This is a genomic window from Burkholderia anthinoferrum, from assembly GCF_002925705.1.
GTDB lineage: Bacteria > Pseudomonadota > Gammaproteobacteria > Burkholderiales > Burkholderiaceae > Burkholderia > Burkholderia semiarida.
The window spans coordinates 243,521-269,224 of sequence record NZ_LFZP01000051.1; the positions used below are offsets into that span (position 1 = coordinate 243,521).

Here is a 25,704-nt window from a genome sequence, read left to right on the forward strand (position 1 = left end):
CGTATCGATCCATTCTGTACTGGAATCGATGGTATGCCGGGCGGCCGCGTTTCGGCAACAGGCGCACTTGTTTAAGTTACGGCCTGTGCAGTTACCGCCATCACTGTTTGCCGCTGGAGAAACGCGTCATGAAAGCTATCTGCGTTACCGCTGAACGCTCGTTGGAAGTACAGGATATTCGGCCACCGAGCCGGCCGGAAGCAGGCCATCTGCTGATCGACATGGAGGCATCTGCGATCAACCATGGCGACAAGTTGTTTTTGCGTGCGCGTGCCGAGGGTAGCAACGCGCTCGCGGCGAGCCAGTACGGCGTGTGGGGCGCTTCCGGCGCCGGGACGGTGGTGGCGACGGGTGTCGGCGTTCCCGCGCGTTATATGGGTAGACGCGTCGCCATCTATCGCTCGCTGAACCGTAGCGCGTACAACATCGGGCTGTGGTGCGAAAAAGCGCAGGTGCCGTACACGAGTTGCCTGATCTTGCCCGAACACGTCAGCGCACGCGACTACTGCGGGTCGCTCGTGAACGTGATGACGGCCTACGCGTTTCTCGAAACGATTGACGAGGCCGGGCACCGGGGCGTGATCGCCACGGCGGGGAACTCGGCAACCGGGCTGGCGCTCGCGGCACTTGCCCGTCGGAGGAACATGCCGACGATCTCCATGGTGAGGGGGCGGGCGGCGCAGGAGGCGCTGCAACGCCGCGGTATCGAGCATGTCGTGCGCACCGATGAAGACTTTGTCGACACGCTCGGAAAGCTGTCCTCCGAGCTTGGAACGACGGCTGTATTCGATGGCGTGGGCGGTGTGCTGACCGGCCAGATGGCAACCTGTTTGCCGATGCGCTCGTCGATATATTTCTACGGCACGATGGCCGGCCCCGTTCCGTTTCCCGTGTCGGCGCCGCTTTTCATGACGAAGGATCTGTCGATGCGGCGTTTCAGCAATTTCGAAAGCCGGACGGTGCGAGAGCACGACAGGTTGGTGGCTGCTCTGAGTGCGCTCGAGGGCATGATCGGCGACCCGGTGTTCAGGACGCGCGTCGGCCAGGAATTCAGCCTTGATCGGATTGACGACGCCATGGCGTACGAATCGATCGACGGTCGAAAGGCGGCACTGACAAGCCGATCATGAAGCCATCGATGGGGCGTGTCGGTCTCGGGTTCGCCCGTCGATGCGTGTGCCACGCGATAGTCGGGAAGCCGGTGTTTCATGGCAGCGGCAAGTCCGGTCGACCTTGCTTGATATCCTGGCCGGGATGCTGATTCGCATTAATTTCGATTGACCCGCCGACGCCCGCACCGGCGCCGCGCTGCGCAAGTTCCGATGCGGGCGTCAGGCGGCTAGAAACGATGCAACATGCCCATGCGATAGACCATCTGGTTCGGCCCTGACGACGCGCCAGCCGACGCATCCACGATCTGTGCCTCGTCGAAGCTGGTCCCGGTACGCGCGCTGACGACATGCTGCCACGCACCTTGCAGATACAGCGACGTGCGTTTGCTCAGGTCATAGTCGAGCATCAGGGCGATCTGGTGCCACTTGGGCACATATTTCGTGTCGGACGTGTACAGATGCGCCATGGTGAACGTGTAGGCCGCTCCCAGCCACATGGCATGCGTGAAGTAGTACTGCGTGTTGAGTTCGAAGTTGTCGAATTTCCATGCATTCCACGTCGCGCCATTGCGCAGGGCGGTATTGTCGATCCATGCATTGCCGACGGGGTTGTAGACATCGACATGGGACCAAGCGGCGCCGACGAGTAGGTGGGTAAACTGGTAGGAAGCCGCTACGCCGATGTCCTGCTGCGAGGACCCGTTGAAGAGATCGCCACCGGTGACCGCGCCACCCGCCGCGAGCCCCGGATTGTCGAGCTTCAGGTAGGACGCCGCCGCGGTCAGGTTGCCGTTCTGGTAGTTCAGCGTGGCGCCCCACACGCGATTGTTCGAGAATCCGCCGGGCTGGTTGCTGAAGCCGTACATCGCTTCCGCGGTGAGTCCACGGTATGTCGGGGTCACATACTTGACGGCATTGTCGACGCGGAAATCCCAGTCCGTGTTGTCGTTGTCGAACGGGTGGGTCGCGATGTCGCCCGCCCAGTTGCCGGCCGCCGTGATACCGCCGAAGCCGAGCGCGTCGACGCTGGTGTCGTACTGGCGTCCGAGTGTGAGCGTGCCATAGCGTGAAGACGACAGGCCCACGAACGCCTGACGGCCGAACATGCTCGAATCCTGACCCAGCTTGCCGCTGTTCACGTTGAAGCCGTTTTCGAGCTGAAAGATGGCCTTGTCGCCGCCGCCGAGGTCTTCACTGCCTTTCAAGCCCCAGCGGCTGCCGAAGGTGTCTCCGCTCGACAGCTGCCATGCGCGATGACCGCCTGCGTTGGTCGTGAAGTTGAGGCCTTCGTCTATCAGCCCGTATAGCGTGACGCTCTGCTGTGCGTGCGCCGCACCGGCGAGCAGGAGTGCCGGCGCGAATGCGAGCCAGCGCAATTTCATCGATTGACGTTTCATTTAGTTGCTCTGATGGTGTGGTTGGATAGTCGGCACCGGATAGCGCTGACGTCGATGTCGTCCCGAGATTTCGGCGGACGAGGCAGTGTAGGCAGAGGAAAAGCGGTCGCCGCAACGTGCACGGAAAGACTATCTTTCAGTATTCGAAAGTGTCATGTACCGCTAAATGTCGTGCGAAAAGATGGAGTGTCTTGAAGCCTCGATGGCGCTCACACGCTTGGCGACGTGTTGTTTTAAATTTTCCTCCGGTTGACATCGAGATTTTATTCGCGTGAAACGTCGGCATGTCGGAAAAGTCGATCCACGTGGCGATCTGCCGATCACCGTCGACGATCGAGTCGGATCAATTCAAAAAAAAGCGCGCGGCCGCGAGGCTCGCGCGCAAACTCGGAGAACGGTTGCCGGAGAGGATTCAGTTACCGCTCGATGCGACGGTATTGGCGGCCCCGACGCAATCCTGCCGGTACTTCTGCATCAGGCGCGCCTGTGCCGAATCGATATCGTCGGGATAGCTGCTCTCGTCGCCGGACGACGGGTTGTAGCCGACCGACTCCAGCTCGTTCAGTTCATTGACGAGCTGCCGGTGCGAGACCGGGCCTTTCGCGTGCACGAACGGATAGTCGTGGCATTGCGCCGACGTGAGTTTCGTCTCGGCATGTGCGGAGACGCTCAATGCGAGCATCGCGGCGCAAGCGAGGTAACGGACGGGATGATTCATCTTCGGCTCCTGGATAGCGTTGGGTCGAGGCCGCACGGCAGGGAGCCTGCGTCGGCCGCAGGACGAAGATTACGGAGGCAGGGCTATCTAAACCGCAGCGCGATGATGAAACATGTTTTAGGCAAGCCCGGATCGCGCCATGCACGGGCTGCCGGATGCACGGGAAGTTAAAGAATCCTTCATGCGCGTGTTTCCGGATGGTTAGGAACAGCGGCGTATCGTCGAGCGACCCATCGATCGATGCCGCGCACAAGGAGGGAATGCAATGAAGTCAATCGTCATGATGGCTGGACTCGTCGCGCTGGCGTGTGCGTCGCTACCGGCGTTCGCGAAGGTGCAGGGCACCGGGCTCGCGGTCGCCGATGTGACGCTCGCGCACGCGAAAGCCGAACAGCGGGATCGTGCGAGCGATGCCGCACGTGATCTCGCATCGCATCGCGCGGACAAATCGGGCACACGATCGCACCCGGGCTGATGTCGCGTTGCGGCGCTTCGTACGGCGCGTGTCCACGACGGCCGGCGCGCGATGTTGCCGGACATGAAACTTTCTTCATGAAGCGGATGCGCATCCTTTACGCGTGCGCGTATAAGCTCGACTCGAGCGCGTTCGACCGTTGGGTATCGACACGCAACTCCCTTTCGACGAAGACGAGAATCGTACATGGCATCATCAGCTTTCCCGGTGAACGAGCCCGCGCTGCCCGACGAGCCGGCCGAGGGCCGAGCGGCCATCGCACACGTACTCGCGATCGAAGACGACGAAATCACCGCGAACGAAATAGTCGGGGAGCTGGAGAGGCGTGGCTTTACGGTCGAATGGGTGGCGAACGGGCGCGACGGCATGGTCCGCGCGCTCGGCAACGAGTTCGACGTGATCACGCTCGATCGGATGCTCCCGGTCGTCGATGGCCTCACGATCCTGACCACGATGCGCAGCGTCGGCGTGCGCACCCCCGTGCTGATGCTGAGTGCGCTCGGCGATGTCGACGAGCGGGTTCGCGGGTTGCGCGCGGGCGGCGACGACTACCTGACCAAACCGTTCGATCCCGAGGAAATGGCCGCTCGCCTGGAGGTGCTGCTGCGGCGCAGCCACGCCGCGCCGGCCGCGCTCGACACGACGCTGGTCGTCGGTCCGCTCAAGCTCGACCTGATCTCGCGCAAGGTGTTTCGCGACGGCGAAGAAATCGTGTTGCTGCCGACCGAATATCGCGTGCTCGAATACATGATGCGCAATGCCGGGCAAACCATCACGCGGACGATGCTGTTCGAGGCCGTATGGGGCTATCACTTCGATCCCGGCACGAACCTGATCGAAGTGCACATGGGCCGGTTGCGCCGGAAGATCGATCCACCCGATGCGAAGCAGATGATCCAGACGGTACGCGGTGCAGGGTATCGCCTTGGCTGAGCCGGATCCCGTGGCGTCCGTCGCGCATCACGTCCACCCGGCACCCGCGCGACGCTGGTATTCGAGTACGTTTCGGCTCGTGTCGGTCTATGCGGTCACGTTCTCCGTGTCGGTCATGCTGCTGCTCGGTTTCATCGCATCGGTGATCACGCATGACATGGAGCGGGAAACCGATACGGTGATCGACTGGCAGATGATCTACTTCGATTCGATACAGGACGGCCAGCTTCCCGCCGCGATCCAGCACCGGATCGAGCACGAGCGAATGCACACCAACTACTACGGACTCTTTACCGCGGACGGCAGGCATATTGCCGGCGATGTGCTGGCGTTGCCCGCGGGCATGCGGCCGACCCGCAACGGCGTGACGCTCGATCACACGATGCCGATCTCGGGAGACCAGGTGCCGCCGGTCGTGCGCGCGATGGCCGAGCGGCGTGCGAACGGCGACGTGCTGGTGCTCGGTCGCGACCTCACGCATATCCTGCGGATCCGCGCGGCGATCATCCAGGCGCTGGTCGGCGGCGGGCTGCTTTGCCTGGGCGCGGGCGTCGTGGGCGGCCTGATGCTCAGCGTGCGGCAAATGCGGCGTCTGAAGGAGGTCCGGCGCATCACGCAGGGCATTGCGCAGGGCGACCTCGGCCAGCGGCTGCCGGTCGGCGGACACGACGAGATCGATCTGCTGTCCCATCTCGTCAACCACATGCTCGAGGAGATCGAGCGCCTGATGAACGAGGTCAAGGGTGTCTGCGACGGCATCGCGCATGACTTGCGAACCCCGCTCGCGCACGTGCACACGCTGCTCGCGCAGGCGGCGCAGCGTGCGGCGCGGTTCGACGATGCCGTGCTGGCGAATCTCGTTTCGCGTGCGCGCAACGAGACCGACGTGTTGCTCGGCCGTTTCCGCGCGATGCTGCGTATCGCCGAAATCGGCTCGTTGCAGCGGCGAGGCGGGTTCGCGGAGCTGTCGCTGGAGGATCTGGTGCTGGACGTCGGGCAGTTGTTCGAACCGCTCGCGGACAGTCGCGCGATCCGCTTCGTGCAGGCCGTCGAACCGGTCGTGCGGATACACGGCGATCGCGCCCTCTTGTTCGAGGCACTGAGCAATCTGCTCGACAACGCGCTCAAGTACACGACGTCGGGCGATACGGTACGCCTCGAACTTCACGACACGCCGTGCGGTCCGCGCATCGACGTGATCGACAATGGCCCGGGCATCGCGGCCGACGAGCGCGAGGCGGTGCTGCGGTATCGGTACCGCAGCCGCCGTACCGGGCATCTCGCCGGGGCCGGGCTCGGCCTGAGCATCGTGTCGACGGTCGTCAACGTGCACGATTTCACGTTGCGCATAGGCAATGCCGAGCCCGGCACGCGCGTGACGATCGAATGCTGGCCGAGGTCGCTGGGATGACGGCCGTCCGGACGAGGCCGCACGTGCCTGCGTATTTCCGCCGCGAGGCCGGTTGACGATGCGTGTCCTGCTCGTGACTTCGCCGCATCCGGAAGCGTCGTGGCTGCACAAGGCGCTGCAGGAAAGCGGGCACAGCGTGCAGCGCGCCGACGATCCGCGCGACGGCCTGTTCCTCGCCTCGCAGGAGGCGTTCGACGCGATCGTCGCGACCGCGTTCGAGCCCGGCGGCGATGCCGCGCTGATCGCGATGCTGCCGCATTTCGTTGCCGACGGCGGCGGCGCCGCGCTCGTGGTGCTGATCGGCGAGGCGTCGGCGCGCGAACGCATTCATGTGCTGCGCGCGGGCGCCGATGCGTGTTTCTGCGCACCGTATTCGTTCATCGAGCTGCACGAACGCATGCAGGCGCTGCAGCGGCTCGCGGGGCCGCGCGATGCGGACCGGCCGGTCGCGCGTGCGTCCGCGGTCGAGACACTGGCGCGCGAACTCAAGAACGGCAAGCTGCGCGTCGCCGTGACGCGCCGGGAATTCCTGCTGCTCGAATGCCTGATGCGCCATCCGAACGCGCCGGTGCCACGCGACCAGTTGATCCGGTATGTCTGGCAGGACAAGGAGGATGTCGATCCATCGAGCGTCAATCTCGTGGTGTCGCGGCTGCGCCGCAAGCTCGCGCGGCATCTGCCCGACGTCCGCATCGATACGGTAAGCCGCTACGGCTATCAGGTAACGCTGCCGGACGCCTGAGCGCGCGGTTCCGGCCGCGCGACGAACATGACGTGACGGGCGCCCTGCCACCGGCAGCGCGCCCGTCTCGTTCGTTTACGAGCCGAAGAACGGCACGCAGAAATCGGCTGGGCCGACGCAATCGCCGGGGCCGTCGGGCCGCGCGGACGCACAGCCGGACAACACGACGCAGGCAGCCATCGCCAGGAGCGCGAGACGGGCAGAACGAGCGAACAACGAACGAAGCTTCATGGATGGCGAGCAATCGGGTGGACGCGCGGCGTCGCCGCTGGTGACGCGGGCCGCGTGAGCGGGGCGCCGCGCCCGGCCGCACCGTCACGCGTCTCAATGCGCATAGAGCGTGGAGTTCAGGTACTTGAGCTGCCCGTCCTGTTCGGCCTGCACGAGCTCGGCATGGACTTCGGCGCGCGTCTTCTCGTGGATCGGCTGGCCGTAAGGCGGCACCCACTGGCCGGCAGCCTGAGCGCCGGGCGCGCCGTCCTTGGTGGCGGCCGGGGACATGTGGATCGGCTGGCTGCCGGTCAGTGCAAACGCGGGAGCGGACAGCGTGCCGATCGCGGCGAGCATGGCGGCGGCGACGATGTTGGCGGTTTTCATGTCGGGAGTCCTCATGATGATTGACTGGGTTCATCCCCCGGCGCGGCGTGCGGGTGCCGCGCGGGTTGAGGACAAGCATAGAGGAGGGACGTTAGCGGATCGGCATGCACAACGTGAAAAGAAATTCATGAACCGGCGCGCATTCGCGCAGACATGAAGCAGGTATGTCGTGAAGATGAAGCGGGTTTCATTTTGCGGGCGGTTTCGATAACGGCGCTGTCATGCCCGCTGCCTAAATTGGGCGCCATCGCATCGCGCACGAGCGGCCACGCCGCCCGGGCCGGCGATGCGATCGGACCGATCCACTCCAACGAAACCATCATGAAGACATATCTGGCAATTCCGGCGGCGGTCGCATGCCTGCTTGCGAGCGCGGCGCATGCGCAGAGCAGCGTGACGCTGTACGGCACGATCGACGCGGGCCTGGACTACATCAGCAACCAGAAATCGGCCGCGGGCGCGGGGCCCGCTTATGGCGTGCAGAGCGGCAACGTCAGCACGTCGCGCTGGGGGCTGCGCGGCAACGAGGATCTCGGCGGCGGCCTCGCGGCCGTGTTCACCGTCGAGAACGGCTTCAACGTCGCGAACGGCAAGTTCGGCAACGGCGGCGACGTGTTCGGCCGCCAGGCGTGGGTCGGCCTCGCGAGCCGCCAGTGGGGCACGGTGACGCTCGGCCGCCAGTACGATTTCCTGGTCGACTTCGTCGCGCCGCTGTCGGCGACCGGGTCGGGATTCGGCGGCAACCTCGCCGATCATCCGTACGACAACGACAACCTCGCCAACGACACACGCATGAACAACGCGGTGAAGTTCCGCAGTGCGAACTATGGCGGCTTCACGTTCGGCGGCGCTTACGGCTTCAGCAATCAGGGTGGCGGGTTCAGCAACGACAACGCGTACAGCGTCGGCGCGCAGTATGCGAACGGTCCGGTCGCCGTCGCCGTCGCGTACCTGCAGTCGGACCAGCCGGGCGGCGTGAACAAGCCGCAGAACACCGGCGGTTCGCTGAGCAGCGCGGATGGCGATGCGATGCTGGCCGGCGGCCGCTGGCGCACGTTCGGCGCTGGTGCGCACTATGCGTTCGACCATGCGACGGTCGGCCTGGTCTATACGAGAACGATCCTGAACGACCCGCGAGAACTGTCGCAAGGTGGTTCGTATGGCACGGTGAACGGCCAGTTGCTGACCTTCAGCAACTACGAACTGAATGCGCGCTATTGCCTCACGCCGGCTTTCTCGCTGGGCGGCGCCTATACGTTCACGCAAGGCCGCTTCGACGAGGCGGGCCGCAGCATCGCGCCGAAGTGGAACCAGCTCATGCTGCAGGCCGACTATGCGCTGTCGCGCCGCACCGACCTTTATCTGGAAGGCGTGTACCAGCGCGTGGCGGGGGCGGACGGCGTCGCGGTGCTCGGCCACGCGGGGATCTTCAACCTGGCGGCATCGGGCAACGATCGTCAGGCGGTGGTCGCGGCCGGTATCCGTCACAAGTTCTGAGCGGTCGGGCCGACGTAAAAAACGGCACCCGTCATCGCGACGGGTGCCTTGAAATGCGACACGCCTCGTTCATGCCGCAAGGGATTCAGTTCATTGAAGGGGCGACGTCGCGGCCGGTACTTGCGCGCCGGATGCGGCTTCATCGGTCGACCAACCGCCGCCCAGCGCGGCGATCAACCCCACCGCCGCCAGTTGCCGGCGCGTGTCCAGCTCCAGCATCGCAACCTTCGTATCGAGTTCGGTGGTCTGCGCCGTCACCACGTCGAGATAGCTGACGACGCCGTCCCGGTAGCGCGACATCGACAGCTGCAACGTGCGTTCGGCCGCGTCGAGCGCTTCTTGCTCGCGCTCGGCTTCGTCGCCCAGGTGGTGCGTGAGGGCGAGGTTGTCTTCTACCTGCTGGCACGCGTCGAGCACCACCGCGCGGTATTTCGCGCCGTTCTCGGCCAGCTGCGCGCGCGCCTGGTCGGTGAGCGCCTGGCGCCGGCCGCCGTCGAACAGCGTCAGCGCGAGGCTCGGCCCGATCGACCAGATCTCGTTCGGCGCACGGAGCCAATGGCCGAGGCCCGAGCTTTGATACCCGCCGACCAGCCCGAGCGTGACGTCGGGGAAGAACGCCGCGCGCACCACGCCGATCTTCGCGTTGGCGGCAGCCATGCGGCGCTCGGCGGCCGCGACGTCGGGGCGCCGCTGCAGCAGCGTCGCGGGAATGCCGGCCGGAATCGCCGGCAGATAAGCCGCGTTCAAATCCGGCGCCAGCGAGAACGACGATGCCGGTACACCCGTGAGCGTCGCGATCGCGTGCTCGTAGAGCGCGCGCCGCGCCCGTACGTCCTCGGCCGACGCACGGGCCGAATCGAGCTGCGTCCGCGCGCGCGACACGTCGAGATCGGACGCGATGCCGCCTGCGTGCCGACTCATCGTCAGGCGCAGCGCGCGCTGATACGTGTCGATCGTATCGGCCAGCAACTGTTGCTGCTGATCGAGCCCGCGCAGGCTGAAGTACGCGCTCGCGAGGCTGGCCTGCAAGCTCAGTCGGACCGACGCGAGATCGTCGGCGCTGGCCTGTGCGTCGGCGCGCCCGGCCGCGACTTCGTTGCGGACTTTGCCCCACAGGTCGAGGTCGTAGTCGAAGCCGGCGTCGAGCGTGTTGTCGCCATAGACGTTCGGCTGGTTCGAGCCGCGCAACGGCCGCATGGCCGACTGACGGTTGCTCGAGACCTGCGCGCCGAGGCCGATGGTCGGGAACAGGCCCGAGCGCGCCTGATCGAACAGCGCGGTTGCCTCGTCGTGTCGGGCCACGGCCGCGGCCACGTCGGGGTTGGCCGCGGCCACCCGTGCTTCGAGCCGGTCGAGCACGGGATCGCGGAACGCCTTCCACCAGCCGTCGCGCGCGATGCGGTCGGCCGGCTTCGCGGGCTGCCAGCCGCCCGCTTCCTTGAAGCTGGCCGGCAGCGCGGGGTGCGGCGCATGATAGGCAGGTGCGAACGAGCACGCGCAGAGGAACGCGACGCCGGCGAGCATCGCGCAAAGCCGAAGCCGGTTAGCCATGCGCACGCTCCGTATCGCGCGCGGCCGACGCGACGGTGCGAGCTGGCGCCGCGAGCCTGACCGGATCGCCGGCAGCGAGCGAGTCGGGCGGGTTGTCGATCACGCGATCGTCCGGCGCGAGGCCGGTCGCGATCTGCACGTGCGTGCCGAGGTCGGTCGCGATCGTCACGGGCTTGAATACCGCGCGATCGTCCTTGCCGACCACGGCGACCTGCAGGCCGGCCTGCCGGAAGATCAACGAACTGGCCGGAATCGTCAGCACGTGGCTGCTGCCGGCCGGCAGCGCGAAATGCACCTCGGTGTATTCGCCGGGAATCAGCTTGCCGTCGGGGTTGTCGACCATCAACTGCACGAGCAGCGTGCCGGTCGAATCGGCGATCGAGTCGTCGGTGTCGGCGAGCGTCGCCCGGAAGGTCTCGCCCGGATGCTCCGGCACGGTCAGTGTGGCCGTCATGCCGGGCCGGATCGCGGCGGCCTCGTTCTGCGGCACGCTCACGTAGACGCGCATCCGGTGCACGTCGGACACGGCAAACAGCTCCGGGCCGGCGCCGCCGCCGGCCGAGATCAACTGGCCGATGTCGGTCTTGCGTGCGGTGACGACGCCGTCGAACGGCGCGACGATGCGCTTGAACGCCTCCAGCGCCTCGAGGCGCCGCACGTTGGCCTCGTTGGCGGCGACGATCGCCTGCTTGGCCGCGAGGTCGCTGGTCTTCTCGTCGGTTTCCTGCTGCGACACCGAATCCTGCGCGAGCATCCTCTTCCAGCGCGCGGCCGTGGACGCGGCAAGCTTCTCGTTGGCGAGCGAACTCTGCAGATCGGCGCGCGCCTGCAGCAGTTGCTGATCGAGCTCGGGCGTATCGATCAGCCCGAGCAGTTGCCCCGACTTCACGTGCGCGCCGATATCGGTGTACCACGCATGCAGGTAGCCCGACACCTGCGCATGGATCGGCGCGCTCTCGAATGCGGACAAATGGCCGGGCAGCACGAGCGTGGCGCCGTCGCCGCCGGTCGACGGCGTGTACGCGACCACGGTCGGCACCGCTTGCTCGGCGGACCAGGTCGTCATTTCCTGTTTCGCGTGCGCGCGGCCGACGATGCCGGTCGCCACGATGCCGACCGCGATCAGCGCGGTGAGCGTGGCGACGAGCTTGAGGTTGGGCAGCCGTTTCGGCGACTTGATATCGATCTCAGTGGACATGGGAAGCTCCGGACGCGGAAGGGGAGGAAGCGCGGGAACCGTCGTGCTTGAGCGCATCGCGCCGATGCACGAGGCTGAACACGACGGGAACGAAGAACAGCGTCGCGATCGTCGCGCATGCGAGGCCGCCGATCACCGCGCGGCCGAGCGGCGCGTTCTGCTCGCCGCCGTCGCCGAGGCCGAGCGCCATCGGCGCCATGCCGATGATCATCGCGAGCGCGGTCATCAGCACCGGGCGGAAGCGCGTGAACCCGGCCTCGAGCGCGGAGGCCAGCGCGTTGCCGGTTTCGGCCAGGCGCTCGCGCGCGAAACTGACGACGAGGATCGAGTTGGCGGTGGCGACACCCATGCACAGGATCGCGCCGGTCAGCGCCGGCACCGACAGCGGCGTATGCGTGGTGAACAGCATCCAGACGATGCCGGCCAGCGCCGCCGGCAGCGCCGAGACGATCACGAATGCGTCGGCCCACGAGTGGAAGTTCACGACGATCAGCAGGTAGATCAGCACGATCGCGCCCACGAGGCCGAGCAGCAGGCCGGCGAACGCGCCGTTCATGGTCTGCACCTGGCCGCGCAGCGTGACGGTCGAGCCCTTGGGCACGTCCTTCGCGGTGGCCTTGACGATATCGTCGATGTCGGCCGCGACCGCGCCGAGGTCGCGTCCCTGGGTGGTCGCGTAGATGTCGAACAGCGGCTCGATGTTGTAGTGTGACACCACCGCGTTGCCGACGCCGCGCGTGATCGTGGCCAGACCGCCCAGCAGCTGGGACTGGCCGTTCGCGCTGGTGACCGGCAGGTTCTGCAGCGCCGACAGCGTGGTCATCCTGTACTGCGGCGTTTGCGCGACGATCGGATAGGACACGCCGTTGCGCGGATTGAGCCAGTAGGTCGGGTCGACCTGGCTGGTGCCGGCCAGCGTCGCGACCACCGAGTTCGTCACGTCCTGCTCGGTGATGCCGAGCTGGTCGGCGCGCGTGCGGTCGACCGTCACCGTGAATTGCGGATAGGTGCTGGCCTGCTGGATGCGCGGGTCGGCGACGCCCGCGATCAGGCGCAGCTTGCGGTACAGCTCGCGCGCATAGGCGAGGTTGGCCTGCTGGTTGGGGCCGGCCACCTGCAGGTCGACCGGGGCCGGTGCGCCGAAGTTGAGGATCTGGCTGACGATGTCGGCGGGCAGGAACGAGAACGTGGTGCCCGGATAGGCGCGCGGCAGGCGTTCGCGCAGCGTGCGCACGTAGTCGGCGGTCGGCGCGTGATCGCGCGACAGCGAGATCAGGATGTCGCCGTCCTGCGGCCCGAGCGTGCCGCTGTTGTTGTAGGTCAGGTTGATCCCGCTGTTCGGCAGGCCGATGTTGTCGATCACTTCGCGCAACTGCGCGGGTGGAATCACGCCGCGGATCGTGTTTTCGATGCGGTCGAGTTCGGCGGCGGTTTCCTCGACACGCGTGCCGACCGGCGCGCGCACGTGCAGCGCGATCTCGCCGGAGTCGATGGTCGGGAAGAAGTTGCGACCGAGCGACGGCGCGAGCAGGAAGGACGCGGCCACGATGCAGAGGAAGGCGACGACGAACGGCTTGCGGCGCGTGAGCGCGAGGCCCAGCAGGATCCGGTACGACGCGCGCACGGCTTCGAAGCGGCGCTCGAATGCGCGCTGGAAGCGCACCAGCGGATTGCGCGACGGCGGGACCTCGTGCGCGCCGGCATGGCCCGCGTGCGGATCCATCACCGCGGCCAGTTCGCCCGACGCGTGGCCGGCCGATGCGTGCGGCTTGAGCAGGTATTGCGCGAGCATCGGCACGAAGGTGCGCGACAGCACGAACGACGACACCATCGAGAAGATCACCGCCTTGGCCATCGGCACGAACAGAAAGCGCGAGATGCCGTCGAGCATCAGCATCGGCACGAACACGATGCAGATGCACAGCAGCGAGACGAGCGCCGGCATCACGATCTGTTTCGCGCCGTCGACGATCGCGGTGCGCGTGTCCTTGCCCTGTTCGAGGTGCCAGTTCACGTTCTCGATCGTCACCGTCGCATCGTCGACGAGGATCCCGACCGCGAGCGCAAGGCCGCCGAGCGTCATCACGTTGAGCGTCTCGCCGGTGGCCGCGAGCAGCGCGATCGCCGACAGCACGGCCAGCGGGATCGACGCGGCGATGATCAGCGTCGAACGCCACGAGCCGAGGAACAGCAGGATCATCAGCGAGGTCAGCGCGGCGGCGATGATGCCTTCGCGCGCCACGCCGCTCACGGCGCCGTTCACGAAGGTCGACTGGTCGCCCATCGTGACGAGCTTCAGGCCCGGCGGCAGCGTCTGTTCGACCAGCGGCAGCTTCGCCTTCACGCCGGCGATGATGTCGAGCGTCGATGCGGAGCCGTTCTTCAGGATACTCATCAGCACCGCGCGGCGGCCGTCCACGCGCACGATGTTGCCTTGGGGCGGATAGCCGTCGCGCACATGGGCGACGTCGCGGATATAAATCGTCGTGCCGCCGACCGACTTGATCGGCAGGTCGTTCAACGCGTCGAGCGAGAGCGGGCTGTTGTTGAGCTTGATGTTGTATTCGAAGCGGCCGATCTTCTGCGTGCCGGCCGGGATGATCTGATTCTGCTGCGCGAGCGCGTGCGCGACGTCCTGCGCCGACAGCCCTTTCGACTGCAGCGCCTGCGGGTCGAGGTCGATCTGTACTTCGCGTGTCTTGCCGCCGTACGGCGTCGGAATCGCGACGCCGGGCACCGACAGCAACTGCGGCCGAATGAAGTTGACCGCGTAATCTCCCAGCTTCTGTTCGTCGAGCGTGTTGCTGGTCAGCGCGATCTGCAGCACGGGCACGGTCGATGCGTTGTAGTTGAGGATCTGCGGCGGCGTGGTGCCGGGCGGCATCTGCTTGAGCACGGTCTGCGAGATCGACGTGACCTGCGCGGTCGCCGTGCGGATATCGACGGTCGGCTGGAAGAAGATCTTCACGATGCCGTAGCCGCGGAACGATTGCGACTCGATATGCTGGACGTCGTTCACCGTCGTGCCGAGCGTGCGCTCGTAGTACGTGATCACGCGTCCGGACATGTCGTCCGGCTGCAGGCCGGCGTAGTTCCACACGACGCTGATCACCGGAATGCGGATGTCCGGAAAGATGTCGATGGGCGTTCGGATCGCCGCGAGCGGGCCCGCGATCAGAATCAGCAGCGCCAGTACGACGAACGTATAGGGCCGCGTGAGCGCGAGCCGGACAATTTTCAGCATGAGGTGCTGCTCCGTTCAAAAGCGTCGTGAAGAAGAGCCGGACGTGCGCGTCTTCGGGAAAATACCGATGCGCATCCGATGACCGCATTCTGCGGAGCAGCCCCTAACAGCGGGTCGCTAAAAAGATGAAACAAGTTTTAAGTGGCGGACGGACTCAACCGAGCAGGTAGCCCGAGCCGCGGATCGTGCGGATCAGCGGCGCGGCGCCAGGCCGGTTCACCTTCTTGCGCAGGCGGCCGACGTGCACGTCGATCAGGTTCGTGCCGGGATCGAAACGGCACCCCCACACGGCTTCGAAGATCATCGTGCGCGTGAGCACGCGGCCGGCGTTGCGCATCATGAATTCGAGCACGCGGGACTCGGTCGGCAGCAGCGCGAGCTCGTGCGCGCCGAGCGTCGCGCGTCGCCGCACCAGGTCGAGCTCCAGCTCGCCGGCGCGCAGCACCGTGTCGACGTGCGTGCCGCGCGGCCGCCGGCGAATCAGCACGTCGATGCGCGCGCACATTTCTTCGAGCGAGAACGGCTTGACGAGGTAGTCGTCGCCGCCGGCGCGCAGCCCCTGGATACGCTGATTGACGTCGGACATCGCACTCATCACGAGCACCGGCGTATCGAGGCCGACGCCGCGCATCGTCGCGAGGATCGTCAGCCCGTCGAGGTCGGGCAACATGCGATCGAGCGTCACGACGTCGTAGTGCGCGCTCATCGCGCGGGCCATGCCGTCGCGGCCGGTGCGCGCGACGTCGATCTGGTGGCCTTCGGCACGCAGCGTGTGCGCGATGCGATCCGCGATCAGCGGATCGTCTTCGATCGTCAGGATATGTGCCATGGCGTGCGCGACCCGGCGAAGTCACGCAGCGGCAAGCTGCATGGCGATGCGCCCGGGCGTGCGATAGTGGTCGACCACGTAGTCGATGAAGCTGCGCACTTTCGTGGACAGATAATTGCGGCTCGGGTAGAGCATCGAGAGGCGGCGCGGGCCGCCGTTCGCTTCGTAGCGTTCGAGAATCGGCACCAACGTGCCGCGTGCGAGATCGTCGGCCACGAGCGGATGCGGCAATTGCGCGATACCCATGTGATTGAGTGCCGCGATCCGCACCATCGTGTTGCTGGTCGATGCCAGCGCATTGCCGGTATAGATGCGGCAGGCGCCGTCGGTAGCCGAGAACTCCCAGTTGCGCGCGGCGCCGTTCGACACGGTCAGCAGGCTATGCGTGTTCAGTTCGACCGGCTCGACAGGCGTGCCGTGCCGCGCGAGGTAGTTGGGGGACGCGACGACCACGTCGCGCACGCTCGTCAACGTCCGCGACACGAAGGTCGAGTTGACGAGGCGGTGATCGTCACAGAAGCACACGTCGTAGCCGCCTTCCACCATGTCGACCTGGATATCGAACGTCGTCACGTCGAATCGCACGCGCGGATGCGCGATGCGATACGTGGACAGCAGCGTGCACAGCCCCGCCGCAACCGAGGTGGCCGACGCGGCGATGCGCAGCGTACCGTGCGGATCGCGATTGACCTGCGCGAGGTTCGATTCGATCTCGTCGAGCTTCTCGATGATCGCGCGGCAGCCGTCGAGGTATTCGCGGCCCGGCTCGGTGAGCGACAGGCTGCGCGTGGTCCGGTTCAACAGGCGCATGTTCAGATGGGCCTCGAGCATGCCGACGCTGCGCGTGACCGCGGCGGCCGACATGCCGAGCTGACGTGCGGCGAGACTGAAGCTCGACAACTCGACCACACGCGTGAAGACACGCATCGCTTGCAGTTGGTTCATGATCGGCGAGGAGTGGATTTGCCGGAAATACGGGGCGGCGCGTCCGTCTTCGGCGGGCTGCGTCGACGCATCGCGCTGCGCCTGCCGGGGGCGGGCAGCGAATCCATTATGGAAGGCACGCGTGGGCGGGACGCTAAAAAAACGGTGCTGGCCGGATGAAATTTCGTTTAGAAAGCGGTGGAGTCGGATGGACGACAGCGCGACGCGCTTTCTGAAGATTTCTAAAAAAAGATTCATGCATGGATCACAAATCTTCAGGCGGCCAGCCTGTACCGAGGTCGATAATGAGATCTCGTAACCGCGGCAAGGACGACGAAGATGGCACAACCGTTGAGCATCAAGATGATCGAGGAGCATGGCAAGCTCGTCGTGCTGATGTCGATCGAGCGTGGCGCGGCAGTGCTCGATCCGGAAGACGTGGACGCAGTCATCCAGTACTTGAGCCTGCTGCGCGCGTCGATGCAGCCTGCCGTGCCGGAACGTCCGCCGCACGAGCAGCCATTCGTGACCGAAATGGACCCCTGCTGGTATGCCGAACGCCATCCGCTGCAGGGCGGCGCGGTGCTGTTGCTGCGTCACAGCGGGCTCGGATGGGCAAGCTTCGCGCTACCGCCGCACAGCGTTGAGCGGTTGCACGGTTCGTTGACGCAACTGCTCGAGGACGAGCGGCAGGCGATCGGCCTGCCTCACTGAAACCAATCTGCGTCGCGACGGGCTCGCATTCAGCGCCGTCGCGACGGCGCGGTGCGGTCGCCGCCCGTACGTGAACGCTGCCTTCCGGCGCGGACCGCGGCGCGTGTTACCCGCGACCGACGAACGGCATCGCGGTCGCCATGATCGTCATGTTCAGTATGTTCGTATCGAGCGGCAGATTCGCCATCTGGACGATCGCGTTCGCGACATGCGCGACGTCCATCCGCGCTTCCGGCGCCAGGCTGCCGTTCGCTTGCGGGACGCCTTGCGTCATCCGTTCCGTGAGCGACGTGGCCGCGTTGCCGATGTCGATCTGGCCGCACGCGATGTTGTACCGGCGACCGTCCAGCGCGAGCGACCTGGTGATCCCGGTCACCGCGTGCTTGGTCGCCGTGTACGCGATCGTGTCGGGGCGCGGCGCGTGCGCCGAGATCGAGCCGTTGTTGATGATTCGGCCACCCTGCGGCGTTTGCGCCTTCATCAGCCGCCACGCGGCCCGCGCGCACAGAAAGACGCCGGTCAGGTTCGTCGCGACGACGCTGTTCCATACGTCGAGTTCGTAGTCGCCGAGGGAAACGACCGGGGCGTTGCGGCCGGCGTTGTTGAACAGGACGTCGAGCCGGCCGAATTGCTGTGCGATCTGCGCGAACGCGTGGTCGACCGATGCTTCGTCGGTCACGTCGGCGGGAAATACCTGCGCGTCGCCGCCGGCGGTGCGGATGGCGTCCCGGGTTTCGCGTAACGACGCCTCCGTGCGCCCGAGCAGCGCGACGGTGAAACCGGCCTGGGCGAGCGCGACGGCCGCTGCGCGACCGATGCCGGAGCCGGCGCCCGTGACGGCGGCGAATTTCTTCGAGTCAGACATGGCTTGATTTCCTGCGGGTCGAGTAGGGGAGGCAGGCGACGACCGATGGCATCGCCACTTTGGCAATGTAGTCGAAATGCGGCGGGTACGGATTCAAGCGACATCGTGAAGCGCACGCTGGATACCGTGGCTTTCGCTCAACGCGGAGCCGAGCGAGCGGCAAGGCGGAGCAACGCCCCGCCGGCCGTCACTTCACACACTCCAGCGCATACTTCAACCCCGGCCCGAGCAACCCGCGCCACACGTCCCACATATGCCCGCCGTCGACGATGCGCAGCTCGGCCGGGTTCTGCGCCCGGCGCAGCTGTGTGTACAGCACGCTCGATTCCGCCTGGATCGTCAGGTCGTCGTCGCCGGCCGCGATGAACATCGGCACGCGCCAGTTGCGCGCGAAATAGCCGCGCAGCAGCGCCGGGTAATTGAGCTCGTGCCACACGCGCGGATCGAACTGCCGGTCGCCGAATACGCCGACGTAGCGCGCGGCGGAATTGAGCGGCGGCTCGTTCGCATAGATCGCGGGGCTCAGCAGCATCGCGCCGCAGAACAGCCCCGGCTCTAGCAGCGAGAAGCGCAGCGCGCCGAAGCCGCCCATCGACACGCCGCCGATCGCGCGCCCCGCGCGCTGGTTCGACACCGCGAAGTGCGCTTCGACTTCCGGCAGCAGGTCGTTGAGGAACGCGCTCTGCATCTTCTCCTTGCGGTCGACGTACCAGTCGGTGCCGCCTTGCGGCATCACGATCACGACGGGCGGGATGTCGTGGCGTTCGATCAGCGTGTCGGCGGTGGCCTGCAGCCGGCCCTGCGTGACCCAGTCGTTCGCGTTGCCCGCGTTGCCGTGCAGCAGGTACATCACCGGGTAGCGCGCGCCTTCCGGGTTGTAGCCGGGCGGCAGGTAGACCGTGTACGACCAGTCGCGTTTCAGCGACGCCGAGCGGAACGTGCGCAGCACGACGCTGCTGCCCGGATTGACCGACGGCTCCTGCGCGGCCGACGGCGTCGTCGCGGTCTGCACGGCAGGCGGCGCGGGCGATACCGCGGCCGCGGGCGCCGGCGGCGTGGCATGGGCGGTGGCGATGGCGCCGGCGATCAGGGCGAGGGCGAACGGAAGGGCGAGTCGGCGCATGGCGAATCGTTTCAGGAGAGGCGCCGGCTATCGTCGCAGCGGCGCATGACGGCGCGGCGCGTCATGGCCGCGAACGGAACGGCAGCCGCGCGACGAGCGGCCCGTAGAGCTTGGCGACGAGATACAGCAGCCCGATCGCGACGGCGTCGGCTGCCAGCCCGAGCGGCACGTCGAGATAGCCTTCGGTCGCCTGGTAGAGCAGCGAATCCACCGCGAGCGAGATGCCGGTGCCCGCGACGAAGCACAGCAGTCCCTGCCGGCCGATCGTGCCGATCCACGGCATCGCGTGCGCGACCTTCTTCATCCAGCCGAGGTGCACGAGCTTGGCGGCGAGCCACGCGATCGCGAGGAAGTTCACGAGTCGCAGCGCGCCGAGGTTCTGCTTGATCGACGGATCGGTCGGGAACGGCTCGATGCGCAGCCGGTAGTATGCGCCCGCCGCGACGACCGCGAGCGACGCGGCCGTCAGCAGCCAGCCCTGCGGCCTGGGCGCGAGGGTCTGGTAGACGGGCTGGCAGCGCGCGATCACGCCGAGCACGAACAGGAACTGCCACGCGAACGGGTTGAAATCCCACGGTGCGCCTTCGACGGTCGGCAAGAAGCGCGCGACGTGCGGCGCCGCGTACCACAGCGATCCGCTGAACGCGAGCATCAGCCACGGCTGCGTGCGCGCGAGCGGCAGCGCGAGCGGGACGAGCAGCGCAAAGAACGCGTACATCGGCAGCACCGACGCGAGGTACGGCTGGCGGCGGAACAGCAGGATGTCGCGCAGCGCGGCGAGCGGCTTGTGCAGCAGCCCGTCGAGATCGTTGGTCGGCATGTTCGGGCCGTCGATCGCCAGCGCATTCAGCGCGGCGGTGATCAGCAGCATCAGGCCGGCCGTCACGAGGAACGCGCGGTAGATCTCGAACGCACGCCGGATGAAGCGCTGGCGCGCGGCGGCTTCGTCGTGCCGCTCGGCGAGCGAGTTGTACGCAATGGCGGTCGCGAAGCCGCCGAGGAACACGAACACCTCGGCCGCGTCGCACAGCGCGTACGCGTGCAGCGTCACGCGCGACAGGATGCTGCCGCCGATGTGGTCGACGACGATGACGAGCAGCACGAGGCCGCGGAAGAAATCGAGCTCGGCGTAGCGGCCGGCCCGGGCCGGCGCGCTCATCGGAGCGCCTTTCGGCGCGGGCCGCGGTTACGGCCGGCACGCGCCGCGCATGAATCGGGGTCAAGCATGACTTCGTGAAGAAATGGCGAACGGATGCGCATTGTGCCACCGATGCGGCGCCCATCGGGTTTACGCGGATGGCGGGCCGGCCTGCCGCCGCCGACAAGCGCGGTCGGGCCGTGCGCGCAACCCGGCAGTTGGACGAGCGCAACGCTTTGCGCGCGATGACCGGTACCCGATGGACGGACGATTTCCGACGTGACACCATTTTGTCCTCACGCGGCCGCACACCGCGTCGTCCGCCCTGCGGGCCACACATACAACAGATCGAACATGCGCCGGGCGTTTGGCCCGCCCGGCCCCCGGCTCCGGAGATTCGTCATGAAGAAGCACGCCATTTTTGCCGCCGCGCTCGCCGCTTGCGCCGCGCCGGCCTTTGCCGAGAACAGCGTGACGCTGTACGGCCTGATCGACGAAGGCTTCAATTACACGAACAACGTCAACGTCAATGGGGTCGGAAAGACCAACTACCAGCTCGCGAGCGGCTATGCGCAGGGCAGCCGGTGGGGCCTGAAGGGCAGCGAGGATCTCGGCGGCGGGCTGAAGGCGATCTTCACGCTGGAAAACGGTTTCGACGTGAATAACGGCCGGCTCGGCCAGGGCGGTCGCATGTTCGGCCGTCAGGCGTTCGTCGGGCTGTCGGAGTCGCGCTTCGGCACGCTGACTTTCGGCCGCCAGTACGATTCCGTCGTCGACTATCTCGCGCCGCTGACCGCGAACGGCAACTGGGGCGGCACGCTGTTCTCGCACCCGTTCGACAACGACAACACGGACAACTCGTTTCGCGTCAACAACACGGTCAAGTACGCAAGCCCCGACTGGAACGGCCTGACGCTGGGCGGCACGTACAGCTTCAGCAACAGCACGGGCTTCTCGAACAACCGCCAGTACAGCATCGGCGCGCAGTATTCGCTCGCCGGGCTGCAAGTCGCCGCCGCGTACCTGCAGGCGAACAATCCGGGCATCGGCAACGCGGGCGCGATCGCGGCCGACGACGCGAACTTCGTCGCCGATCGGCTGCGCATCTTCGGCGGCGGCGTCAACTATACGTTCGGCCCGGCCACGGTCGGCTTCGTCTATACGAAGACCGACGTGAAGAACCCGGTATCGACGGTCTACCTGCCGGCGTCGACGTTCGCCGGCCTCGGGCTGACCGCGACGAAGTTCCAGAACTTCGAAGTCAACGGCAAGTACCAGCTCACGCCCGATTTCTACCTCGGCGCGCAGTACGTGTACACGGACGGCAAGTACGACGCCGCGGCCGGCTCGTTCAAGCCGAAGTACCACACGGTCGGCCTGATGGCCGACTACAGCCTGTCGAAGCGCACCGACGTGTACCTGCAGGGCGCGTGGCAGAAGGTGGCTGGCGACAAGACGGGCACGGCGGCCGACGGCGGCTACGTCGTCGGGACGGACGGCCCGTCGTCGTCGTCGAACCAGTTCTCGGTGCGCGCCGCGATCCGCCACAAGTTCTGAGTGCGCCGGCGTCGGGGCGCATGCCCCGGCACGGCCGCCGTCAGTCCGCTTGGTGCGTGCCGCCGAGCGTTTCCGCGAGCCAGTCGACGAAGATCCGCACGCGCGGCGCCAGGTGCCGGCCGGTCGGGAACACCACCGCCACGGGCAGCGGCGCCGCATTCCATTCCGGCAGCACCTCGACCAGCGAACCGTCGGCGAGCAGCGGCGCGAGCCCGTCGCGCGGCGCCTGGATCAGCCCGAGGCCCGCGACGCAGCACGCGAGATACGCCTGCGAGCTGTTGACCGACACGACGCTGTGCATTTTGACGGTGCGCATCTCGCCCGAATCCATGTCCGCATATTCCCAGTCCAGTTCGCGGCCCGTGCGGCTCGAAAAATAACCGACCGCGACGTGGTCCGGCAGATCGTCCGGCGAGCGCGGCGTGCCGTGGCGCGCGAGATAGGCGGGCGACGCGCAGTTGATCTGGGCCATCTCGCCGACGCGCCGCGCGACGAGCGACGTGTCGGACAGCACGCCGACCCGCACCGCGCAGTCGATGCCGTCCGCGACGAGATCGACGAAGCGGTCGGTCGTGCTGATCACGATGCGCAGGTCGGGGTAGCGCGCGTGGAAATCCGGCAGCGCCGGAATCACGTGATTCAGCGCGAAACGTTCGGGCAGGTCGACGCGGATCACGCCGCGCGGCGACGCGCCGGCGTCCTCGAACAGCGTTTCCGCGTCGTCGAGATCGGCCAGCAACCGCACGCAGCGCTCGTAGTAGGTCGCGCCCTCGGCGGTCAGCGCGACGCGCCGCGTCGTGCGTTGCAGCAGCCGGACCTTCAGGTGCTTTTCCAGATACTGGACGGCGTTGCTGACCGTCGGGCGCGGCAGCTGGAGTTGCTCGGCCGCTTTCGTGAAGCTGCCGAGATGGGCGACGCGCGCGAAGATGCGCATTGCTTGCAGATGATCCATGCGGGCGAGAACCTTGGCGGGAAAGGAACAGGCTCCATTGTTAATCAGCGTCGAATGGTTTGGTGGAGCGTTTCGCGTTTATCGCGCGGCGTCACGCGGCCAGAATCCGTTCCATCCACTCACCATTTGAAGGAAACGGACATGGACATGCGTCAACTGGGCCGCACGGGCCCGCAGGTATCGGCGATCGCGCTCGGCTGCATGGGGATGTCGGATTTCTACGGGCCGGCCGATCGCGACGAAAGCATCGCGACGCTGCACGCGGCGCTCGACCACGGCATCACGATGCTCGACACCGGCGATTTCTACGGGATGGGCGATAACGAGATGCTGATTCGCGACGCGCTGCGCGGCCGTACGCGCGACCAGGTGCGCATCAGCGTGAAATTCGGCGCGCTGCGCGATCCGGCCGGCGGGTTTGCCGGCTACGACGCGCGGCCCGCGGCGATCCGGAACTTCGTCGCGTATTCGCTGAAGCGGCTCGGCACCGATTACCTCGACATCTATCGCCCGGCCCGCGTCGATCCGGCGGTGCCGATCGAGGAAACGGTCGGCGCGATCGCCGATCTCGTGAAGGCAGGGTACGTGCGCCATATCGGGCTGTCCGAAGCCGGCGCGGACACGATCCGCCGCGCGGCCGCCGTCGCGCCGATCGCCGATCTGCAGATCGAGTACTCGTTGCTGTCGCGCGGGATCGAGGCCGAGATCCTGCCCGTGTGCCGCGCGCTCGGCATTGGCGTGACGGCCTACGGCGTGCTGTCGCGCGGGCTGCTCGGCGGGCGCTGGACGGCGGCGCGGCAGGGCGAGCGCGATTTCCGCGCGGCGAGCCCGCGCTTCCAGGGCGAGAATCTCGCGCACAACCTCGCGCTCGTCGACGCGCTGCGCGCGATCGCCGACGAGAAGGGCAGCAATCCGGCGCAGGTCGCGATCGCGTGGGTACTGTCGCGCGGCGCCGACATCGTGCCGCTGGTCGGCGCCCGCAAACGCACGCAATTGCAGGACGGTTTGCTGGCGACTGAATTGCAACTAACGGTCAACGACCTCGCGCGTATCGAAGCGGCGGTCCCCGCCGGGGCGGCTGCCGGCGAGCGCTATCCGGCCGCGCAGATGGCGCACCTCGACAGCGAGCAGGGCCGGGGGTGATTCACGGGGCCGGATGGACGCGCCTGAGCGCTCCGTCCGGCGGGCCCGAGCCAGCCTCAGGCAAAACCAGATGGCGGGCGGCATCGCAGGCGGGCACCATCGGCGCCGTACTCAACGGACGGAATGCCTCCATGCAAATGCATACGCTGACGATCGTCGTGCTGGTTTTCCTGCTGGCCGGCGCGGTGAAGGGCATGATCGGTCTCGGGCTGCCGACGATCGCGATGGGGCTGCTGACGCTCGCGATGCCGCCGTCGGCCGCGGCAAGTCTGCTGCTCGTCCCGTCGTTCATCACCAACGTGTGGCAGCTGTGGCTCGGCCCGTCGTTCGGCGCGCTGCTGCGCCGGCTGTGGCCGCTGCTCGCCGGCCTGACGGTCGGCACGCTGACGGGCGGGTTGCCGGCGCTTGCGGCCGGCAGCACGTGGACGCACGCGGCGCTCGGCGTGGTGCTGGTGCTTTACGGGCTATGGGGGCTGGCGGCCGCACGGTTGCCCGCGCCGGGGCGCCACGAAAAATGGCTGTCGGCCGTGGTCGGCTACCTGACGGGCGTCGTGACGGCCGCGACCGGCGTGTTCGTCGTACCGGCCGTGCCGTACCTGCAGGCGCTGCGGCTGTCCAAGGACGATCTGATCCAGGCGCTCGGGCTGTCGTTTACCGCGTCGACGATCGTGCTCGGCCTGCAGTTGCGTGTGACGGGCGCATTGCAGACGGTCGATCTCGGCGTGTCGGCGCTCGCGCTCGTGCCCGCGCTGGCGGGAATGGCCGGCGGCCAATATGCGCGGCGCGTGATGAGCGAGAAGATGTTCAAGCGTTGCTTCTTCGTCGGGCTGGTTGTACTGGGCGCGTATATGGCGGGGGCAGGGTGGTGGTGAACGTGTAGCCGGGCGCCGAATGGTCCCGAAGCCGGTTTCGCGAGCCGTCACGGGATCCCGGTCACGCGCCTCACGCCGGATCGGCTACTTCAGTTTCCACCCGACCGTGCGAGTCGCGCCCGCGCCGAGTGTGACCGGCTTCGGCGTGCACGCGACGTTCGAAGGCAGTTGCCCGACCGGCAGCGTCGACAGCGGATTCGTCGTGCCGTTCACCGCTCGGCGTATCGGTGTGCGAGGCCGAGCGCAGGCCGGCGCGCGCGACGGCCTGCCGTTCCGACGACGTCAAAGCTGCTTTTCGATCGCCGCCTTGTCGATCACCGACCACACCTGGCGGATCTTGCCTTCGTGAAATTCGTAGAACACGTTCTCCGCGAACGTGACCTTGCGGCCGTCGATGGCGAGCCCCATGAACGTCCCTTTCGGTGAACACGTGAAGCGAAGGCGGCACGCGACGCGCGGCGGCTCGCACGCGAGCAGCCGGATCTCGAAACGCAGATCGGGGATGTCGCGGAAGTCCTGTTCCAGCATCGCGCGATAACCGGCGAGGCCGAGCGGCCGGTCGTTGTGAATCACGTCGTCGGATACGTATTCGCCGAGCGACGGCCAGTCCTGCCGGTTCAGGCAGTCGATATACGCGCGATAGCGGGTGGCGAGATCGGTGTCGGTCATGGCCATGTCTCCGTATGTCGATCGGGTGAGTCGAATGTGGCGC

The 25,704-nt window shown here is 66.7% G+C and carries 24 protein-coding genes; 10 read left to right on the forward strand and 14 right to left on the reverse strand.

Translation table 11 applies throughout. The features are described from left to right. Nucleotides 1-128 precede the first annotated feature (128 nt). The gene (locus tag C5F75_RS21560) at nucleotides 129-1,130 is read left to right on the forward strand and encodes a zinc-binding dehydrogenase (protein ID WP_060009322.1); all 1,002 of its coding nucleotides are present in this window, start codon (nucleotides 129-131) and stop codon (nucleotides 1,128-1,130) included. A 209-nt stretch (nucleotides 1,131-1,339) separates the two neighbouring features. Here the strand turns inward: C5F75_RS21560 and C5F75_RS21565 are convergent, their stop codons facing one another. Together C5F75_RS21565 and C5F75_RS21570 are read right to left on the reverse strand one after the other, a co-directional pair. After that, nucleotides 1,340-2,509, reverse strand: coding sequence for a porin (locus C5F75_RS21565; protein WP_060009325.1), 1,170 nt, complete (start codon nucleotides 2,507-2,509; stop codon nucleotides 1,340-1,342). 412 nt (nucleotides 2,510-2,921) lie between these two features. Continuing rightward, nucleotides 2,922-3,227, reverse strand: coding sequence for a DUF4148 domain-containing protein (locus C5F75_RS21570; protein WP_059584948.1), 306 nt, complete (start codon nucleotides 3,225-3,227; stop codon nucleotides 2,922-2,924). Between the two features lie 265 nt (nucleotides 3,228-3,492). Here C5F75_RS21570 and C5F75_RS21575 point away from each other — a divergent pair, with 265 nt between their 5' ends. The 4 genes from C5F75_RS21575 (at nucleotide 3,493) to C5F75_RS21590 (ending at nucleotide 6,788) form a co-directional block, all read left to right on the forward strand. After that, the gene (locus tag C5F75_RS21575; protein ID WP_059584949.1) at nucleotides 3,493-3,702 is read left to right on the forward strand and encodes a hypothetical protein; all 210 of its coding nucleotides are present in this window, start codon (nucleotides 3,493-3,495) and stop codon (nucleotides 3,700-3,702) included. A gap of 255 nt (nucleotides 3,703-3,957) precedes the next feature. After that, a complete protein-coding gene (locus C5F75_RS21580) occupies nucleotides 3,958-4,635 on the forward strand; it encodes a response regulator transcription factor (protein WP_059585125.1) in 678 nt (225 codons plus the stop codon). A 79-nt stretch (nucleotides 4,636-4,714) separates the two neighbouring features. Then, nucleotides 4,715-6,046: a sensor histidine kinase gene (locus tag C5F75_RS21585; protein WP_226223165.1), complete on the forward strand. Its 1,332-nt coding sequence runs from the start codon at nucleotides 4,715-4,717 to the stop codon at nucleotides 6,044-6,046. 58 nt (nucleotides 6,047-6,104) lie between these two features. Next, nucleotides 6,105-6,788, forward strand: coding sequence for a response regulator transcription factor (locus C5F75_RS21590; protein WP_059585126.1), 684 nt, complete (start codon nucleotides 6,105-6,107; stop codon nucleotides 6,786-6,788). Between the two features lie 324 nt (nucleotides 6,789-7,112). Here the strand turns inward: C5F75_RS21590 and C5F75_RS21595 are convergent, their stop codons facing one another. Further along, nucleotides 7,113-7,385 carry a DUF4148 domain-containing protein gene (locus tag C5F75_RS21595; RefSeq protein WP_059584951.1) on the reverse strand — a complete coding sequence of 91 codons (273 nt, stop codon included), beginning with the start codon at nucleotides 7,383-7,385 and terminating at the stop codon, nucleotides 7,113-7,115. Between the two features lie 321 nt (nucleotides 7,386-7,706). On the opposite strand from C5F75_RS21595, the gene C5F75_RS21600 reads away from it, so the two are divergent. Then, nucleotides 7,707-8,882, forward strand: coding sequence for a porin (locus tag C5F75_RS21600; RefSeq protein WP_059585127.1), 1,176 nt, complete (start codon nucleotides 7,707-7,709; stop codon nucleotides 8,880-8,882). 90 nt (nucleotides 8,883-8,972) lie between these two features. On the opposite strand, the gene C5F75_RS21605 is transcribed toward C5F75_RS21600, so the two are convergent. The 5 genes from C5F75_RS21605 to C5F75_RS21625 form a co-directional block, all read right to left on the reverse strand. Continuing rightward, on the reverse strand, nucleotides 8,973-10,433 hold the full coding sequence (locus C5F75_RS21605; protein ID WP_059584952.1) for an efflux transporter outer membrane subunit: 1,461 nt from the start codon (nucleotides 10,431-10,433) through the stop codon (nucleotides 8,973-8,975). Next, nucleotides 10,426-11,631 (reverse strand): efflux RND transporter periplasmic adaptor subunit, encoded by a 1,206-nt coding sequence (locus tag C5F75_RS21610; RefSeq protein WP_059584953.1) that lies wholly within the window; start codon nucleotides 11,629-11,631, stop codon nucleotides 10,426-10,428. The genes C5F75_RS21605 and C5F75_RS21610 overlap by 8 nt, the downstream gene beginning before the upstream one ends. Beyond that, on the reverse strand, nucleotides 11,621-14,875 hold the full coding sequence (locus C5F75_RS21615; protein WP_059584954.1) for an efflux RND transporter permease subunit: 3,255 nt from the start codon (nucleotides 14,873-14,875) through the stop codon (nucleotides 11,621-11,623). Before C5F75_RS21615 ends, C5F75_RS21610 begins: the two co-directional genes overlap by 11 nt. A gap of 154 nt (nucleotides 14,876-15,029) precedes the next feature. Then, entirely contained in the window at nucleotides 15,030-15,704 is a 675-nt protein-coding gene (locus tag C5F75_RS21620) for a response regulator transcription factor (RefSeq protein ID WP_059584955.1), read from the reverse strand. A 21-nt stretch (nucleotides 15,705-15,725) separates the two neighbouring features. After that, on the reverse strand, nucleotides 15,726-16,886 hold the full coding sequence (locus tag C5F75_RS21625; RefSeq protein WP_258048579.1) for a LysR family transcriptional regulator: 1,161 nt from the start codon (nucleotides 16,884-16,886) through the stop codon (nucleotides 15,726-15,728). A gap of 81 nt (nucleotides 16,887-16,967) precedes the next feature. On the opposite strand from C5F75_RS21625, the gene C5F75_RS21630 reads away from it, so the two are divergent. Then, nucleotides 16,968-17,342: a hypothetical protein gene (locus tag C5F75_RS21630; protein WP_059639618.1), complete on the forward strand. Its 375-nt coding sequence runs from the start codon at nucleotides 16,968-16,970 to the stop codon at nucleotides 17,340-17,342. Nucleotides 17,343-17,448: 106 nt separating this feature from the next. On the opposite strand, the gene C5F75_RS21635 is transcribed toward C5F75_RS21630, so the two are convergent. From C5F75_RS21635 to C5F75_RS21645, 3 genes are all read right to left on the reverse strand, one after another. Continuing rightward, on the reverse strand, nucleotides 17,449-18,207 hold the full coding sequence (locus C5F75_RS21635; RefSeq protein ID WP_104012733.1) for an SDR family oxidoreductase: 759 nt from the start codon (nucleotides 18,205-18,207) through the stop codon (nucleotides 17,449-17,451). Nucleotides 18,208-18,394: 187 nt separating this feature from the next. Further along, nucleotides 18,395-19,330: an alpha/beta hydrolase gene (locus C5F75_RS21640; RefSeq protein ID WP_059584959.1), complete on the reverse strand. Its 936-nt coding sequence runs from the start codon at nucleotides 19,328-19,330 to the stop codon at nucleotides 18,395-18,397. Between the two features lie 61 nt (nucleotides 19,331-19,391). Then, on the reverse strand, nucleotides 19,392-20,489 hold the full coding sequence (locus tag C5F75_RS21645; RefSeq protein WP_060310813.1) for an OpgC domain-containing protein: 1,098 nt from the start codon (nucleotides 20,487-20,489) through the stop codon (nucleotides 19,392-19,394). A 381-nt stretch (nucleotides 20,490-20,870) separates the two neighbouring features. On the opposite strand from C5F75_RS21645, the gene C5F75_RS21655 reads away from it, so the two are divergent. After that, complete coding sequence (locus C5F75_RS21655) at nucleotides 20,871-22,025, forward strand: porin (protein WP_060310814.1); 1,155 nt, start codon at nucleotides 20,871-20,873, stop codon at nucleotides 22,023-22,025. Between the two features lie 40 nt (nucleotides 22,026-22,065). On the opposite strand, the gene C5F75_RS21660 is transcribed toward C5F75_RS21655, so the two are convergent. After that, nucleotides 22,066-22,977, reverse strand: a complete 912-nt coding sequence (locus tag C5F75_RS21660) for a LysR family transcriptional regulator (protein ID WP_104012734.1) — start codon at nucleotides 22,975-22,977, stop codon at nucleotides 22,066-22,068. A gap of 141 nt (nucleotides 22,978-23,118) precedes the next feature. Between C5F75_RS21660 and C5F75_RS21665 the strand changes: the two genes are divergently transcribed. Further along, nucleotides 23,119-24,120: an aldo/keto reductase gene (locus C5F75_RS21665; RefSeq protein WP_104012735.1), complete on the forward strand. Its 1,002-nt coding sequence runs from the start codon at nucleotides 23,119-23,121 to the stop codon at nucleotides 24,118-24,120. Between the two features lie 131 nt (nucleotides 24,121-24,251). Further along, nucleotides 24,252-24,992: a sulfite exporter TauE/SafE family protein gene (locus C5F75_RS21670; protein WP_104012736.1), complete on the forward strand. Its 741-nt coding sequence runs from the start codon at nucleotides 24,252-24,254 to the stop codon at nucleotides 24,990-24,992. A gap of 84 nt (nucleotides 24,993-25,076) precedes the next feature. On the opposite strand, the gene C5F75_RS37315 is transcribed toward C5F75_RS21670, so the two are convergent. Both C5F75_RS37315 and C5F75_RS21675 read right to left on the reverse strand, forming a co-directional pair. Beyond that, entirely contained in the window at nucleotides 25,077-25,205 is a 129-nt protein-coding gene (locus C5F75_RS37315; RefSeq protein ID WP_256940235.1) for a hypothetical protein, read from the reverse strand. A gap of 69 nt (nucleotides 25,206-25,274) precedes the next feature. Further along, a complete protein-coding gene (locus C5F75_RS21675; RefSeq protein ID WP_060311673.1) occupies nucleotides 25,275-25,661 on the reverse strand; it encodes an ester cyclase in 387 nt (128 codons plus the stop codon). Nucleotides 25,662-25,704 lie beyond the last annotated feature (43 nt).

Bases quoted from the DNA above. Each gene is read 5' to 3' on its own strand.
- C5F75_RS21560 (WP_060009322.1), top strand. From the start codon at position 129: ATGAAAGCTATCTGCGTTACCGCTGAACGCTCGTTGGAAGTACAGGAT.
- C5F75_RS21565 (WP_060009325.1), bottom strand. From the start codon at position 2,509: ATGAAACGTCAATCGATGAAATTGCGCTGGCTCGCATTCGCGCCGGCA.
- C5F75_RS21570 (WP_059584948.1), bottom strand. From the start codon at position 3,227: ATGAATCATCCCGTCCGTTACCTCGCTTGCGCCGCGATGCTCGCATTG.
- C5F75_RS21575 (WP_059584949.1), top strand. From the start codon at position 3,493: ATGAAGTCAATCGTCATGATGGCTGGACTCGTCGCGCTGGCGTGTGCG.
- C5F75_RS21590 (WP_059585126.1), top strand. From the start codon at position 6,105: ATGCGTGTCCTGCTCGTGACTTCGCCGCATCCGGAAGCGTCGTGGCTG.
- C5F75_RS21595 (WP_059584951.1), bottom strand. From the start codon at position 7,385: ATGAAAACCGCCAACATCGTCGCCGCCGCCATGCTCGCCGCGATCGGC.
- C5F75_RS21600 (WP_059585127.1), top strand. From the start codon at position 7,707: ATGAAGACATATCTGGCAATTCCGGCGGCGGTCGCATGCCTGCTTGCG.
- C5F75_RS21605 (WP_059584952.1), bottom strand. From the start codon at position 10,433: ATGGCTAACCGGCTTCGGCTTTGCGCGATGCTCGCCGGCGTCGCGTTC.
- C5F75_RS21610 (WP_059584953.1), bottom strand. From the start codon at position 11,631: ATGTCCACTGAGATCGATATCAAGTCGCCGAAACGGCTGCCCAACCTC.
- C5F75_RS21615 (WP_059584954.1), bottom strand. From the start codon at position 14,875: ATGCTGAAAATTGTCCGGCTCGCGCTCACGCGGCCCTATACGTTCGTC.
- C5F75_RS21620 (WP_059584955.1), bottom strand. From the start codon at position 15,704: ATGGCACATATCCTGACGATCGAAGACGATCCGCTGATCGCGGATCGC.
- C5F75_RS21625 (WP_258048579.1), bottom strand. From the start codon at position 16,886: ATGAATCTTTTTTTAGAAATCTTCAGAAAGCGCGTCGCGCTGTCGTCC.
- C5F75_RS21630 (WP_059639618.1), top strand. From the start codon at position 16,968: ATGGCACAACCGTTGAGCATCAAGATGATCGAGGAGCATGGCAAGCTC.
- C5F75_RS21635 (WP_104012733.1), bottom strand. From the start codon at position 18,207: ATGTCTGACTCGAAGAAATTCGCCGCCGTCACGGGCGCCGGCTCCGGC.
- C5F75_RS21640 (WP_059584959.1), bottom strand. From the start codon at position 19,330: ATGCGCCGACTCGCCCTTCCGTTCGCCCTCGCCCTGATCGCCGGCGCC.
- C5F75_RS21645 (WP_060310813.1), bottom strand. From the start codon at position 20,489: ATGAGCGCGCCGGCCCGGGCCGGCCGCTACGCCGAGCTCGATTTCTTC.
- C5F75_RS21655 (WP_060310814.1), top strand. From the start codon at position 20,871: ATGAAGAAGCACGCCATTTTTGCCGCCGCGCTCGCCGCTTGCGCCGCG.
- C5F75_RS21660 (WP_104012734.1), bottom strand. From the start codon at position 22,977: ATGGATCATCTGCAAGCAATGCGCATCTTCGCGCGCGTCGCCCATCTC.
- C5F75_RS21665 (WP_104012735.1), top strand. From the start codon at position 23,119: ATGGACATGCGTCAACTGGGCCGCACGGGCCCGCAGGTATCGGCGATC.
- C5F75_RS21670 (WP_104012736.1), top strand. From the start codon at position 24,252: ATGCAAATGCATACGCTGACGATCGTCGTGCTGGTTTTCCTGCTGGCC.
- C5F75_RS21675 (WP_060311673.1), bottom strand. From the start codon at position 25,661: ATGACCGACACCGATCTCGCCACCCGCTATCGCGCGTATATCGACTGC.